Source organism: Ruegeria sp. H4 (assembly GCF_056533065.1).
The window spans coordinates 1,629,830-1,644,166 of sequence record NZ_JBQFOC010000001.1 but is presented as its reverse complement, the minus strand read 5'-3'; the positions used below and the strand labels follow the sequence as shown (position 1 = coordinate 1,644,166).

The window sequence follows — 14,337 nt, the reverse complement described above, 5'->3', positions numbered from 1 at the left end:
AGTATAAATGGAGAGTCCAATGAAAGATTTTCGCCTTCCCGATCTTTATGATCGGGTTAAGCAGGTCATCCCGCCCCCAGAGTGGATGCTGTTCGAAGAGGATTTGGAAGCCATCCTCGAACTGAAGCGCAAAAAGAACGCGGTCATTCTGGCACATAACTATCAGACGCCAGAAATCTTCCACGGAGTTGCCGACATTGTGGGTGACAGTCTGGCTTTGGCGCGCGAAGCCGTTGAGGTCGATGCTGACGTCATCGTTTTGGCGGGTGTGCATTTCATGGCCGAGACCGCCAAACTACTGAACCCTGAGAAAACCGTACTGATTCCGGATTTGGGGGCAGGGTGTTCGCTGGCTGATTCCATCACCCCCGAGGACATCGCCTTGCTGCGCCAAGCCCACCCAGGGGTTCCGGTGATCACCTATGTCAACACGTCGGCAGCGGTGAAGGCGGCATCGGATATCTGCTGCACGTCGGGCAACGCAGTGAAGATCGTGGAGTCCCTCGGGGTGCCACGCGTTCTGATGATACCTGATGAGTATCTGGCAAAGAATGTCGCTAAAGAAACAGATGTCGAACTGATCGCATGGCGCGGGCACTGTGAAGTGCATGAGCTGTTCACACCTGACGACGTGCGCGCCATGCGCGAAGCGTGGCCGGGCGTGACGGTGCTGGCCCACCCTGAATGCCCGCCAGAGGTAGTTGCTGAGGCGGATTTTTCGGGTTCTACCGCCGTGATGTCGGATTTCGTAGACGCCAACAAACCGGCGCGGGTTTGCCTTCTAACGGAATGTTCAATGAGCGACAACGTTGCGCTTAACCATCCGGACGTCGAATTCGTGCGTCCTTGCAATCTGTGCCCGCACATGAAGCGCATTAGTCTGCGCAATATCCGCGAAGCGCTGGAACTTGATCGCTATGAAGTCACCGTCGACCCGGCCATTGCCGAAGATGCGCGCCGCTCAGTGGAACAGATGTTGGCAGTAAAATGATCCAGATCGACGGTCTTCATGGCCAGGTTGCAATAATCGGAAGTGGCATTGCCGGGTTGATCGCTGCGCTGGAATTGGCCCCGCAACCGGTGGTGCTGATCACCCGTGCAGGGCTGGGGCAGGAAAGTTCCAGCGCTTGGGCGCAAGGCGGTATTGCCGCCGCGTTGGGCGCGGATGACGATCCGGCGCAACATTTGACCGATACACTGCAAGCTGGAGACGGGTTGTGCGACAAGACCGTCGCGGCGGACATTCTGGCCGACGCGCAAGAGGCGATCACCATGCTGGAAGGCTATGGTGTTTGCTTCGACCGGAGTGCTGATGGCGCATATGACTTTGGGCACGAGGCTGCACATACCCATCGTCGCATACTGCATGTGGGTGGCGACCGCACTGGCGCCGAGGTCATATCTGCCTTGACACGTGCAGCCCTGAAATGCCCGTCGATCACCTGCCTGACAGATGTCGAGGCTCGGCGGCTGACAACGACTGACGGGCGTGTCACCGGCATTTACGTTCAACAAGGCTGTCAGGCAGAGGTGTTGCATACGTCTCAGGTTGTCATGGCGACTGGTGGGTGCGGCGGTTTATTCGACGCCAGCACCAATCCATCGGGCAGCTATGGGCAGGGTGTCATGATGGCTGCGCGCGCTGGGGCAGCACTGCGTGACATGGAATTCGTGCAGTTTCATCCCACCGCCTTGGATACTCCGCAGACGCCCTTGTATCTGGTCAGCGAAGCCGTGCGGGGTGAAGGCGCCATCCTTGTCGATCAAAACGGCAAGCGCTTCATGGCGCATATGCCGGGTGCTGAACTGGCCCCGCGCGATGTGGTTGCTCGCGCTGTGCATCAAGTCATCGCTGATGGTGGCCGTGTATTTCTGGATACCCGCACAACACTTGGGTCCAGTTTTGCGCAGCATTTTCCCAGTATTTATGGGATATGTAATGCCCATGGTATTGATCCGGTTTGCGAACCGATACCAGTACGCCCGGCGGCGCATTACCACATGGGTGGTATCGCGGTTGATCGGAACGCCCGAACTACCCTGACTGGCCTTTGGGCCATTGGTGAATGCGCAGCCACTGGTCTGCATGGCGCAAACCGGCTTGCAAGTAACTCGTTGCTAGAGGCTGTGGTGATGGGACGTCGCGCTGCCCACAGCATTGCCGGGTGTGAGATTCAAGTTCCTCGGACCGCGCTTGAGCCTGAATGGCTACCTGATCCCGATCTTGGTTTGGTCAGGCAGTTGGTTTCAAGACATCTAGGTGTGATCCGCGATGAGGCCGGGCTGCGCTCTGCCATTTCAAACCTGTTGCCCATGGTTGACTCCGCTGGGTGCGCCTCTGATCCGGCGCTTGTGGCGCTATCTGTCGCGATCTTTGCGCATCTTCGTTGTGAATCGCGCGGCGGACACTATCGCAGCGATTTTCCAAATTCGGAATCCGTGGCGCATGCCAATCAGATGACACTGACCGAAATTCTCACCCATGCAGGTTCGATCTGCCAGGAACCCTTTCTAAGGACTGCTTGAACTATGACCGACACACCCCTAGCCCCGTTGCCCCGGATGATGCTGGAGCCTGTAGTCCGTCGCGCCCTTGAGGAAGACTTGGGTCTTGCTGGCGATGTAACCTCAACGGCTATCATTTCAGGGGATCACAGTTCTGAAGTTGTGGCTCGTGCGCGTCAGTCTGGATGTATTGCCGGACTGGATTGTGCAGAACTGGCCTGTGCATTGGTCGATCCCGCAATCAATGTGACACGTCATGTAAACGACGGCGATCTCGTCGTGCCCGGCGCGGTCATCGCAACGTTCCAAGGTCTCTCTCGCAGCCTTTTGACAGCTGAACGCACAGCGCTCAACTTTATGGGGCATCTTTCTGGCATCGCCAGCGTGACGGCAGATCTGGTGCGCCGGGTGAAAGACACGGGTGCAGCAATCACATGTACCCGCAAGACCACACCCGGTTTACGTGCGCTCGAAAAATATGCAGTGCGTGCAGGCGGTGGTATGAACCATCGCTATTCCTTGAGTGATGCGGTGCTGATCAAGGATAACCACATCGCGATAGCAGGTGGTGTTGGCAAGGCTCTGACCAAAGCAAAACGGAGTGTTGGCCATATGGTCAAAATTGAGATTGAGGTCGACACCCTCGAACAGCTTGCGCAAGTTCTCGAGATTGGTGTTGATGCTGTGCTGCTTGACAATATGGATCCACAGACCCTTCGCAAAGCGGTTGCAATGATTGATGGTCAGGCGATCACCGAAGCCTCGGGCGGGATTACCCCGGCTCGTGTGCGAGCCGTTGCGGAAACCGGCGTCGATCTGATTTCGATGGGCTGGATCACCCACAGTGCGCCTTGTTTAGACATCGGGCTGGATTTTGTCGCTACGGTCAACTCTTCACTCGAGCCCGCGCCGAAAAACTGAACTTGGTCTTTTGGCTATTCTGCAGCGGCGCGTGGGCGTTCCGTGAGCGTTATCCAGGCCTCGTTTTGTGATAGAAAGACATGCCCGTTTAAGTCCTCAATCAGGTGCGAGCGACTTAACCGATCCATTACAGGTCCTTTCACTTCAGAGAAATGCAGCCCAACACCCATGTCTTTTAGACGTGCGTTCACCGCTTCAAGACTTTCGAGCGCGGAGTAATCCACCTCGTTCACCGCAGAGAACATCAGGACAACATGGGCAATGTTGCAGCCTTCGGTAACGCGAGACTGTATCAAATCCTCTAAAAAACGAGCGTTGACGAAGTAGAGGCTCTCATCGATGCGCAGGCTCAACACGCGCGGGTCGGTTTCGACTTTGTGGCGCAGGATGTTGCGAAAGTGTTCGCTGCCGGAAACGCGGCCCACCTCGGCCACATGCGGCTTTGAGGTTTTGTAGAGGTGCAGCAGCACAGAGATGATCACACCCGAAGCAACCCCGACCTCGACCCCCAGCGACAAGGTCAAAACAATCGTCGCTGTAACAGCGACGAAATCGGCGCGGCTGTAGCTCCAGGTTTTTTTCAGGATCGACAGATCAACCAAAGACAGCACCGCAACAATGATTGTCGCTGCAAGCGTTGCCTTCGGTAGGTAATAGACCAGCGGCGTTAGGGCAGTGGCCGCGATGGCGAGACCGATGGCGGTGAATGCCCCCGCAGCAGGAGTTTCCGCGCCTGCGTCAAAGTTTACAACGGAGCGCGAGAAGCCACCTGTAACGGGATAACCGCCGGTGAATGCAGCACCAAGGTTGGCCGCGCCCAGTCCGATCAATTCCTGATCCGGGTCAATCCGCTGCCGTTTCTTGGCCGCAAGAGTTTGAGCCACGGAGATAGATTCAACAAATCCGATGATCGAAATCAAAATCGCTGGCACAAGAAGGGCTTGGATAAGGTCCGGGGAAAAACTGGGCATGGTCAGCGGTGGAAGGCTTTGAGGGACAGCCCCCACGACCTTTACGCCTTCGTCTGTAAGACTGAGCGCCCAAACCGCAACAGTGGTGCCTATAACGGCGACAACGGGACCGGCCTTGGTGGCAAGCTCTGCAACAAACGCCGGAACCCCAAGACGGTTCAACATTAGCGGCAAGCCTTTGCGCACCCAAAACAGGAACGCCGTTGCAGTTGTTCCGATGACAAGCGTGATCCAATTCAATTCATTCAGATGGGATACTGTCGCCACAACCATCTCGGGCAGAGTATGTCCTTGGGCGGGAACGCCAAGAATGTGTTTGATCTGGCTGGCCGCAATCAGAATGCCTGACGCAGTGATGAACCCGGCAATCACCGGGTGGCTGAGGAAATTGGCCAGAAATCCCAGCCGGAACACCCCCAAAAGAAACAAGAATCCACCTGACAAGAAGGCGAGCGTTAGTGCCGCGACCGTATAGCCTGCTGTACCCTGTTCTGCGACCTGTCCAATTGCCGAAGCAGTCAGGAGTGAGACCACCGCAACCGGCCCTACGGCCAGAGCACGGCTTGTCCCAAACAAAGCATAAAGCAAGATTGGCACGATCGACGCATAGATACCCGCCTCCGGTGGGAGGCCCGCCAACAGCGCGTAGGCAAGGCTTTGTGGGATCAACATAATCGTGACGATCAGCGCCGCGATCATATCGTTCGAAAGAGCGCTGTGATCGTAGCTGCGTCCCCAGTCCAGTACTGGCAGGTAGCGGCGTAGAAGTTGGGTCATGGCCCCGTCCAGAAGAAAGAAGATGGGCTCAGCGGTTCACGCATGAGCCAACCCTTTTATGATGCGCATCCAGGAAAAGGTTCCGCTACGCGGGTTATCAGCCGCTTATTCGGCAGCGACCTTGAGTTTTTCGGGCTTGGCCATCCATTCCTTGCCCTTCAGCATGGCTTTCCAATAGATTGGTGGCAGCATCTTTTCCTTGAGAAACCATGCCAAGCGTGTGGGCTTGGTGCCGTCCAGCAGTGCGGGTGGGAAGCTAGGCTTTAACACGCCACCATAACCGAACTCGGCCAGAACGATTTTTCCGCGTTCAACAGTCAAAGGGCATGACCCATAGCCATCATAGGCTGCAGTCGGTGAGCGACCCGCGATATCGGCCACGATGTTTTCCGCCACTGTTGGAGCCTGCTTGCGCGCTGCCGCTGCGGTTTTCGCATTGGGGGCGTTCATGACATCGCCAAGGCTCCAGATGTTTTCGTAGCTCTTGTGGCGGAGGGTACTCTGATCGACGTCAACCCAACCCGCCGCATCGGCCAAAGGAGATACTCGGACAAAGTCAGGGGCCACCTGAGGGGGGCAGACATGCATCATGTCAAAGTCTACTGTGACTGTTTCCGGCTCAGTTTCGGGTTTGGCGACCTTGAATGTTGCCGTCTTTGCCGGGCCATCGACAGACACCAGATTGTGGAAGTAGTTCAGCGTCGCACCGTACTTAGCCACATAGTGTTCCAAAGCAGGTACATAGTCTTTCACCCCGAACAGGACCCCACCCGCGTTCATGAACTGAATGTCGATATCCTTCAGGCGACCGTTTCGGAACCAGGCGTCGCCTGACAGATACATTGCCTTTTGAGGCGCACCTGCACATTTGATAGGCATCGGTGGCTGCGTAAAAAGGGCGCGTCCCTCTTTCATATCCCGCACCAACTGCCAAGTGTAGGGTGCCAAGTCATAGCGGTAGTTTGAGGTTACGCCATTGCGGCCGAGCGTTTCTTCGAGCCCCTCAACTGCTTCCCAATCCAGTTTCAGACCGGGGCAAACAACCAATCGATCGTATTTAACAACACGACATCCATCCAGGATCACCGCATTGTTTTCGGGTTCAAACGCGGCAACCGCTGCCTTGATCCATTTGACTCCATTCGGGATGAGCGAGCCCATAGTTTTTGCGGTTTCGCTGGCCTCGAAGATACCACCGCCGACCATGGTCCATCCTGGCTGGTAGTAGTGAATATCCGCCGGATCGATGATCGCTATCGAAAGGTTCGATTGGCGGGATTGCAGGCTGGCAGCGACAGAAACACCTCCGGCACCCGCACCGACAATCACAACATCAAATTTTGCATCGCCCGTATCCGTTGGGGTCTTACCCCCGTTTGCTATACGTCTGGCGACACCGTTCATATCGTATCCCGCGGCTTTCGTCGCTGCGAGAATTTCGGGGATTGGACGTTTCTTGCTTTCGTGGAACGACCAAAGGGTGGCTGACCGCGTTCCGGTTCGGCAATAGGCAAGGACAGGCCGTGGCAGCTGGGCCAAAGCGTCACCAAATGCCTCGACATCTGCATCGTTTACGATCCCGGATCGAACGGGAACGTAGACGGCGTCAAGCCCAGCCAGCTTTGCTGCAGCCTCGATTTCTTCGAAACTGGGCTGGTCTGCTCCTTCACCGTCGGGACGGTTACAAACTATCGCTCGGAAGCCGGCATCCTTGATTGCGGTTATATCGTCGACCGTGATTTGCGGGCTTACCGAGGTTTTGTCAGTGATTTTTCTGATATCCATTTCGACCTCCTCAGAGTGCATTCACGGGCACTTTGAGCATCGGATTGCCGTCAACGTCTTTTGGCACTTCTCCGGCGCGCATGTTCACTTGCAGTGAAGGAATGATGAGTTTTGGCATGGCAAGCTGTGCATCGCGTTCGGTGCGGAACTTGACGAACTCTTCCTTCGTTTTGCCCCCGCCAACGTGAATATTGTGGGCTTTTTCGTCACCAACTGTGGTTTCCCACTGTATTTCACGGCCGTTTGGACCGTAGTCGTGACACATGAAAAGCCTCATCTCGTTTGGCAGTGACAGCACCTTCTGAATGCTGTCGTAAAGAATGCCGGAATCGCCGCCTGGAAAGTCGGCTCGGGCCGAACCTCCGTCGGGCATGAACAGGGTGTCGCCTACAAACGCGGCATTCCCCATTACATGCACCATACAGGCAGGTGTATGACCCGGCGTATACATGGCAAAGGCTTGCATATTGCCGATCATGTAGGTGTCGCCATCCTCGAACAGCGCATCGAACTGAGATCCGTCGCGCTGGAATTCGGTGCCTTCGTTGAAGACCTTTCCGAACGTGTCCTGCACCACCATGATTTTCGATCCGATACCGATCTTGCCGCCCAGCTTCGACTGAATGTAAGGGGCCGCGCTGAGGTGATCGGCATGAACATGTGTCTCTATGATCCACTCAAGTTTTAGTGCTTGTTCTTCAATTCGGTGGATCAGTTGGTCTGCGTGTTCATAGGTGATGCGCCCTGCAGCATAGTCGATATCCATGACGCTATCGACAATCACGCAGGCATTCGATGTCGGGTCCTTTACGATGTAGCTGATTGTGTTGGTGGCTTCGTCAAAAAACGCTTGAACATCCGGTTTGATGCCCATGCAGACGGGGTAAGTCATATCGTGTCCTCCGAAGGGATTGTCAGGTGGTCGATTTGGCCGGCATAGGGCTGATCAGGCGGCGCAAATAGAATCCGCCAATGACCGACGCGAGAAACAGCGCGACTTCCCAGCGGCCTGTTCCCAATGCAGGGATGGCAGCGCCCGGACAGAAGCCGGCAATTCCCCAGCCAATGCCAAATAGGGCGGCGCCCCCGATGAGTTTGTTATCGATCTGCGTGGAAACAGGCAGCTGGAAACGGTGTTCAAACAGCGGGGCAGGGCGATGCCAAACAAGCCGATACCCAATAAACGTCACGACCAAAGCACCGCCCATGACGAAAATCAAACTTGGATCCCATGTTCCAGCAACGTCAAAGAAGTTCAGAACCTTTGCAGGGTCCATCATCCCAGAGATTGCAATTCCTGCTCCAAAGACAAGTCCGGTCACTAGGGCAAAAAGATGTTTCATTTCAGCCTCCGGCCACATGGCGGATTAGGAATACGGTTAGTGCTGCTGTCGCCATGAAAACCGGCACCGCCACGAACGAACGGATTGATAAGCGCGACAAGCCACAAATTCCGTGACCAGATGTGCAACCAGACCCCAGGCTTGCGCCGAGCCCGACTATCAAACCACCAATGGCAATCATGGCTGGGCTGACGGGGGCGGTGAGCTCGGGCATGGAGCCCGTCACGACATAGATGAACCCCGGAGCAAGTATCATTCCCGCAATCAAAGCGAGCCGCCACATCAGTTCTTCCCGGTTTTGGACGAAGACTATGCCAGACAGAACCCCGGTCGCACCAAGCACCCGCCCCAGGCCAAGCATTAGCAGCACCGCGCTAAGGCCGATCAGCAAGCCACCACCAAAAGAGGTGAAAGGAGTAAACGAAGTTTCCATTGCTTCAGGACCGGCAGGTCTTAAGACCGAAGATAGAGTAGATCGGACAAACACGTGTTGCCGAGACAATCAGCATAACCATACCGACGGCTGCCGCGCCTAATTTCAGAACGTTCCCGTCAAACAAGGGCAAGCCGCTGAAAAGGGCAAGATAAAGCAATCCAAGGCCAAGCGCAGCGCGAAGGACGCGGTCAATGGTTCCAACGTTCGTGTTCATGGTGTTCTCCATCATCATAACTTGGAGAACGGATATAGTTTTGACTTTAGGGGTTCAGTGACATTGTCACTTAACATGCAAAAATTTGAATTAGTTGGATGCAGCGCGTTCTCGTAGCGCTTGTTTGTCCAGCAACAAAATGTGGCCACGTGATTGGGCAATCATTTCACGCTTCTGAAAATCCTGCAGAATTCGGCTAACGACTTCTCGCGCTGTGCCCAGTTCACTCGCCAATTGTTGGTGGGTGGTCGAGATCTCCTTAAACTCGCCTGCCAATGTCAGAAGCCGCTCGGCCAAACGCACATCCATATGCCCAAAGGCAACGTCATCCACGACGCGCAGGAGGTCGATCAGCCGCCTTGAATAGGCTGCGAAGACGAATTTCCGAAACTCTTCTTCTTCGGCGACCAACCTGTCAAAGGCAAGCTTTGGAAGAACGATGGCGGTTATGTCAGTCTCTGCCATACCTTCGGCGTTGTAAGCCTCTTCCGCCAGCATGCAGGCCGTCGTCAGAACACAGCTTTCTCCAGCATCTACGCGATAGAGGACGATATCGCGACCGGTGTCCGAGCTTTGCGAGACACGAATGCATCCATCATAAAGAAAGAAGAGGCTATCTGGCACATTCGCAGGTCCAAATACCTGCGCGCCTTTAGGCATTTCGACTATCCGCGCTTCCTTAAGCAGGCGGTCGCGCACCGAGCGCGGCAAGGCCGCAGTCCCCTGAAAGCGCTCTGTCCAATCAGCGATCATCGTGCTTTGCGCATCGGTGCTACGATACCCTCTTCAATAGTAGCAATGCGAGAGAACAAAAGGGTTGCCCAATTTAACAACACCATTGTGTCTTCTTCGGGTGACCACATACCCCACGAGGCCCAGTTCATGCACGATCTTTTTGATATGCGGTCGTGCAAATCCAAGGGCCTGCATAAACGTCATCGACCCGGATCAATTCAATCGCTTTGAGAGCCGCGCACTGCGTTTTTTTTGGCCAGGCTAAATTAATGCAGGTGTCAGCTTCATCCTATGACCTCGCCTTGAACGATAACCCGTCTCATCAGACGTGATTCAATTGGCGCTGATGCCAGCCACACCTGTACCGATGTTCAAAAGCGACCGAAACGAAACCTTCAGAATCTCAACGAAAGACAGGACATCCCCCCATCCAGCTTTGCGCAGTCGGTGTTGTCGATCTGAACGACCTGGAAGCCTTCACGATCCAGCATCTCTGCAGTGCGTGGGAAGCCCGCGGCCATCAGTACCAGATTGTTAAAGCGGATTGCGTTGGCAGCGGCTTCTTCGCCGTCGGCGACATGCAATACGCGGTAGCCTTCAAAGCAACCCGATGCATCCAACCGACGGGTCGACAGGATTGTCTCGGCATCCATCAATGAGCAATCTGTCTTGAAGTGCAGAACGCCTTCGGGCGTAAATACTTCGCGCAGTTTGTGGCCCCAGTTAGATGTAATTTTTGCGAGCTCGGCGACACCTTCAGCATCCGTTCGCTCGGACCTGCCCACCAAAATCTCGCGTCCGGTGACAAGGATGTCTCCCCCCTCGATATGACCGGGGCCTTTGATCTCAAGAACTGTTTCGTAGCAATTTCGAAGTGCCGGAGCCATTTGGTCCACTTCACCCATCCGCGACGGTGCACCTGGCCGCATCAGTATGGCTCCTTGCGGCAGGCAAAGGGCCGTATCCTCGACAAATTGCGCATCAGGGAATGCGTCGAGGGAATCAAGCTCGATCACCTCCGCTCCGGTACTTTTTAGTGCTGCAACGTAAGCCTTGTGCGCCGCTATCATCCCATCAAAATCCGGGTTTCCGATATCTTCTGCACGTAGCCCTCCGGCTATGGTCGGAGCCGGGCGACGGGTAATGGCACGGGAAAACTCAAAGGTGGGGTCTGACATGTTTCAATCTTTCTGAGGTTCGAATTTCAGAGCGGTGACTTCGATCATGACCGGCCCATCCGTGGCGACTGTGTTGCGCAAGGCCTGCGCGACAGCGTTGGGTTCAGCGGGAATCGAAGTGAATGGAATGCCAAATGACTTGGCGGTGGCGGCGAAATCTGGGGGGGCGGGATCACACCCTATGACGGTCACGCCCACATCTTGCATTGACGTGGCGATTTCCCGATACCCGTGGTTGTTCCAGATCACGAATGTGATGGGTAGGTTTTCATCGACTGCTGCCATAACTTCGGGCAATGAAAACTGCGCGCCGCCATCGCCGGCAATGCAGATTACTCGGGCTGTTGGATCGGCGATTGATGCGCCGATGGCTGCGGGTATCCCATAGCCGAGCGCGCCATACCCCGTCGCTGCATTGAACCAGCCACCAGCCCGGTCGTGATCGTAGAAAAGATTACCGGCATAAATCGGTTGGGTAGAGTCCCCGACCATGAATGCGTTCGGGACAGCCGCGCGCATCGCATTCAGGATTTCTACCTGATGGCGATAATCGGGGCCAATTTCTGCCCAGGCGGCGTCGCGTGTATTGCTGGCACGTTCTGCACCATCGCATTGCTTTGCGTCCAGAGGCAAAGCCTCAAGCAGCTGCGGAATAACCACGTCAACGTCACTTTGAATGGTAAGCACTGCTGCATGTCTGGCCAGTTGATCGCTACACCGATCAACCCGGATCAGGTTTGGCAGTTTCGCAAACTCACCCGTGTCGTACATATCGTAGTCCGTTGGCCCCAGCTCAGTTCCCAAAGCAAGCACGCAATCGGCGCTTTCTATCAGTGCGCGTACCGCGTTCAGGCTCGGGCTTGCTGGAACAGTCAGAGCATGCCCATGCATCAGGCCGCGCGCGTTGACAGTTTGCACTACGGGGGCATCCAGCGCTTCGGCCAAAGCTTGCAGTCCGGCCCCAACACGTTTCGCGCCGCCACCTGCCAAAATGACAGTTTGCTTCGCTTCGACCAGTTGCTTTAAGGCTTGTGTGATCAAAACCGGGTTAACCGGCGGTTCTGGATCGAGCGTCTCGGGAGGCATTTCCTGATATTCAGCCGCGGCGATATCCAACGGAACCTCGATATGCACCGGTCCGGGGCGGCCGTTTGCGAGGTTGCGAAAAACCCGGCTCAAGGTCGGGTCCAGAGCCGTGGTTTCGGAGACTTGTTCCGACATTAGTGCAACTGTTTTGGATAGCTCCAGTTGATCGGGCAATTCATGCAGATGCCCCAAGCCCTTGCCGAGCGATGCGGTTTTGTTCACGCCAGACACCACCAACATTGGTACTGAATCGCCGCGTGCCTGCGCCATCGGCGTTAGCGTATTTGTCAATCCAGGGCCGGTAATCACGAAGGCGACACCCGGTTTGCCAGACACGCGGGCATAGCCATCAGCCATGAAACCTGCACCCTGTTCGTGCCGAGGCGTAACATGGCGAATGCCCGAGGCCGCAAGCCCGCGGTACAGCTCAACCGTGTGAACGCCTGGAATTCCGAAAACGCAGGTCACATTCCTTTGGCGAAGTTTCGAAACCAGAGCTTCGCCGATTGTCATTTTGCTCATGCAACCTCGCGTGATTTGCTGTTGGCGTGATCGATGATGCGAGAGATTGCGGTGGTAAAATCTGTGTCGTTGATCGTCAGCGCGACACGCACCCAGTTCTTCAAGCTGTCCCCAAAGGCGGAACCCGGCATCACAGCGACCCCGGCTTGCAACAGATCCCAGGCATAAGTTTCACCATCTAGCCCGGTGGCTGAGACGTTGATGAGGGCGAACATTCCTGCCTCGGGGCGGTGAACCGTCAGATCCGTTTCCGCTTCAAGACGATCGGCCAAAAGGGTTGCGCGCTTGAAGAAGCGGGTGGTCATTCCGTGGGCAACATCAGACCCGTCGCGGATTGCCTTTTCGGTCATATCCGCAATGAAAGGCTGATTGCCAAAGAGCATGGTCTCGGAATACGGCAGCAGCGCTTCGCAAAATGCTGCGGGTCCAACACACCAACCACTGCGGAACCCCGGTGCGGCATGTGATTTCGAGATGGAGGACACGCCTATGACCCGATCCGCCAGTTCCGGATTCGCTAATGGTGAAACAAACCGGGCACCATCAAAGACTAGTTCTTCATAAACCTCGTCCGAGATGATCCATAAATCATGGGCAATTGCGAGTTTCCCGATCTCGGCAATTTCCGTCGCGGTCAGGATTGCACCCGTCGGGTTGTGCGGCGTGGTTAGAAGAATGGCACGGCTGCGCGGAGAAATCCGCGCTGCGATATCTTTGGCCTGCATGCGAAACCCGTGCTCAGGATGCAGCGGAACGGGCACCATTTCCGCCCCTGAGGCGCGTATGACCCCTTCGTAGGTCGCATACATCGGGTCGCCAATCAGAACTTCATCACCTGCCTCAGCAACCCCAGCCATCGCTGTGAATAGGGCGGTTTGTGTCCCGGGGAAGCACAGAAAGTTCTCGGGCCCAAAAGCTCGCCCGCGCGAGGCTGTATAGCGCGCAGAAAGCGCGTCAAGCAGCCCAGCTTCACCGCGTCCGTTGGAATATCCTGTCCGCTGCGCACGTAGCGAGGTCACTGTGGCTTCGACCAAAGCTTCGGACACGGGAACATCCGGTTCGCCGATCGTCATCTCAACGATATCCGCTCCGGCTTTGATAAGTTCGCGCGCTTTTAGATGGACGCCCCATTTGGCACCCCCCAAACCCGCCAATCGTTCGGTCACTGACGTGGTCTTCATGGCTGTTTTACCTCTTTGGTCAAAGGAATACCGACGATGGCGCTGACAGAATCCAGCCCGATCTGCGCCAACTGGCCTTCAAAAAATGCATCCGGAAGCGCTCCTCCTTCCAACCAGAGGCCGTCGATCACCGCGTTACAGGCAATGGCCAGTTGCGTTGCTTCTGATGCTGCGACTGTGCGCCCGGTTTCTTGCAATGCGGCGACGATCAACTTCTCGAGGTGATCCCGGAAATAGTTATAGGTTTGCTGGTGGATGCGCTGCATTTTCGGATCATGCTGCACCTTGTTCAGGAAGCCGGCCCATAAGGCCACAGCGCTTGTGTTAACGATTGGTGGCCGCAACGATGCGTCAACGAAGTTGGTTAACCGAGAGACTGCGCTGCCCTGACCCGACGAAGCAGCCGTCTGATCGGTCAGCGTGTTCATGTGGTGCTCATATGCCGCCTGAACCAGCTCTTCCTTCGTCGAAAAATAGTGACGGATTAAACCTTGGGTCACGTTCGCGCGGGCTGCAATCTCACGCACAGTAGCACCCCGAACACCCATCTCGGCGATCAGGTCCAATGTCGCCAGGATCAGCGCCTCGCGCCGAACTTCAGCAGACTCACGTGTAAATTTTCGGCTGTCGTCCTGCACGTCCCGGTCATCCATGGCATCGAGTTATTATACACTTGCATAATT

Annotated in this window: 14 protein-coding genes; 3 read left to right on the top strand and 11 right to left on the bottom strand. The window is 55.6% G+C overall.

Annotated elements, in window-relative coordinates; genetic code table 11:
* Nucleotides 1-19: 19 nt before the first annotated feature.
* The 3 genes from nadA to nadC are packed head-to-tail and all read left to right on the top strand — an operon-like array spanning nucleotide 20 to nucleotide 3,426.
* A complete protein-coding gene (gene nadA / locus ACR0KG_RS08280) occupies nucleotides 20-991 on the top strand; it encodes a quinolinate synthase NadA (protein ID WP_480826981.1) in 972 nt (323 codons plus the stop codon).
* Nucleotides 988-2,526, top strand: coding sequence for an L-aspartate oxidase (locus ACR0KG_RS08275; RefSeq protein ID WP_480826979.1), 1,539 nt, complete (start codon nucleotides 988-990; stop codon nucleotides 2,524-2,526). Before nadA ends, ACR0KG_RS08275 begins: the two co-directional genes overlap by 4 nt.
* Before the next feature lie 3 nt (nucleotides 2,527-2,529).
* Nucleotides 2,530-3,426, top strand: a complete 897-nt coding sequence (nadC, locus tag ACR0KG_RS08270; RefSeq protein WP_480826978.1) for a carboxylating nicotinate-nucleotide diphosphorylase — start codon at nucleotides 2,530-2,532, stop codon at nucleotides 3,424-3,426.
* 14 nt (nucleotides 3,427-3,440) lie between these two features.
* Here nadC and ACR0KG_RS08265 read toward each other — a convergent pair whose 3' ends face one another.
* The 11 genes from ACR0KG_RS08265 to ACR0KG_RS08215 form a co-directional block, all read right to left on the bottom strand.
* On the bottom strand, nucleotides 3,441-5,174 hold the full coding sequence (locus tag ACR0KG_RS08265) for a SulP family inorganic anion transporter (RefSeq protein WP_480826976.1): 1,734 nt from the start codon (nucleotides 5,172-5,174) through the stop codon (nucleotides 3,441-3,443).
* A 105-nt stretch (nucleotides 5,175-5,279) separates the two neighbouring features.
* The gene (locus ACR0KG_RS08260; protein ID WP_480826975.1) at nucleotides 5,280-6,959 is read right to left on the bottom strand and encodes a bifunctional protein tyrosine phosphatase family protein/NAD(P)/FAD-dependent oxidoreductase; all 1,680 of its coding nucleotides are present in this window, start codon (nucleotides 6,957-6,959) and stop codon (nucleotides 5,280-5,282) included.
* A gap of 10 nt (nucleotides 6,960-6,969) precedes the next feature.
* Nucleotides 6,970-7,851 (bottom strand): MBL fold metallo-hydrolase, encoded by an 882-nt coding sequence (locus ACR0KG_RS08255; protein WP_480826974.1) that lies wholly within the window; start codon nucleotides 7,849-7,851, stop codon nucleotides 6,970-6,972.
* A gap of 22 nt (nucleotides 7,852-7,873) precedes the next feature.
* The gene (locus ACR0KG_RS08250; protein WP_480826973.1) at nucleotides 7,874-8,302 is read right to left on the bottom strand and encodes a DUF6691 family protein; all 429 of its coding nucleotides are present in this window, start codon (nucleotides 8,300-8,302) and stop codon (nucleotides 7,874-7,876) included.
* Between the two features lies 1 nt (nucleotide 8,303).
* Nucleotides 8,304-8,735 carry a YeeE/YedE family protein gene (locus ACR0KG_RS08245; protein WP_480826972.1) on the bottom strand — a complete coding sequence of 144 codons (432 nt, stop codon included), beginning with the start codon at nucleotides 8,733-8,735 and terminating at the stop codon, nucleotides 8,304-8,306.
* A gap of 4 nt (nucleotides 8,736-8,739) precedes the next feature.
* Entirely contained in the window at nucleotides 8,740-8,952 is a 213-nt protein-coding gene (locus ACR0KG_RS08240) for a YgaP family membrane protein (protein ID WP_480548339.1), read from the bottom strand.
* A 90-nt stretch (nucleotides 8,953-9,042) separates the two neighbouring features.
* Nucleotides 9,043-9,705, bottom strand: a complete 663-nt coding sequence (locus tag ACR0KG_RS08235; protein WP_480826971.1) for a Crp/Fnr family transcriptional regulator — start codon at nucleotides 9,703-9,705, stop codon at nucleotides 9,043-9,045.
* A 377-nt stretch (nucleotides 9,706-10,082) separates the two neighbouring features.
* Complete coding sequence (locus tag ACR0KG_RS08230) at nucleotides 10,083-10,865, bottom strand: dimethylarginine dimethylaminohydrolase family protein (RefSeq protein ID WP_480826969.1); 783 nt, start codon at nucleotides 10,863-10,865, stop codon at nucleotides 10,083-10,085.
* Between the two features lie 3 nt (nucleotides 10,866-10,868).
* On the bottom strand, nucleotides 10,869-12,473 hold the full coding sequence (locus ACR0KG_RS08225; protein ID WP_480826968.1) for a 5-guanidino-2-oxopentanoate decarboxylase: 1,605 nt from the start codon (nucleotides 12,471-12,473) through the stop codon (nucleotides 10,869-10,871).
* Entirely contained in the window at nucleotides 12,470-13,654 is a 1,185-nt protein-coding gene (locus tag ACR0KG_RS08220; protein ID WP_480548345.1) for a pyridoxal phosphate-dependent aminotransferase, read from the bottom strand. Before ACR0KG_RS08220 ends, ACR0KG_RS08225 begins: the two co-directional genes overlap by 4 nt.
* Nucleotides 13,651-14,307: a TetR family transcriptional regulator C-terminal domain-containing protein gene (locus ACR0KG_RS08215; protein WP_480543769.1), complete on the bottom strand. Its 657-nt coding sequence runs from the start codon at nucleotides 14,305-14,307 to the stop codon at nucleotides 13,651-13,653. The genes ACR0KG_RS08220 and ACR0KG_RS08215 overlap by 4 nt, the downstream gene beginning before the upstream one ends.
* Nucleotides 14,308-14,337 lie beyond the last annotated feature (30 nt).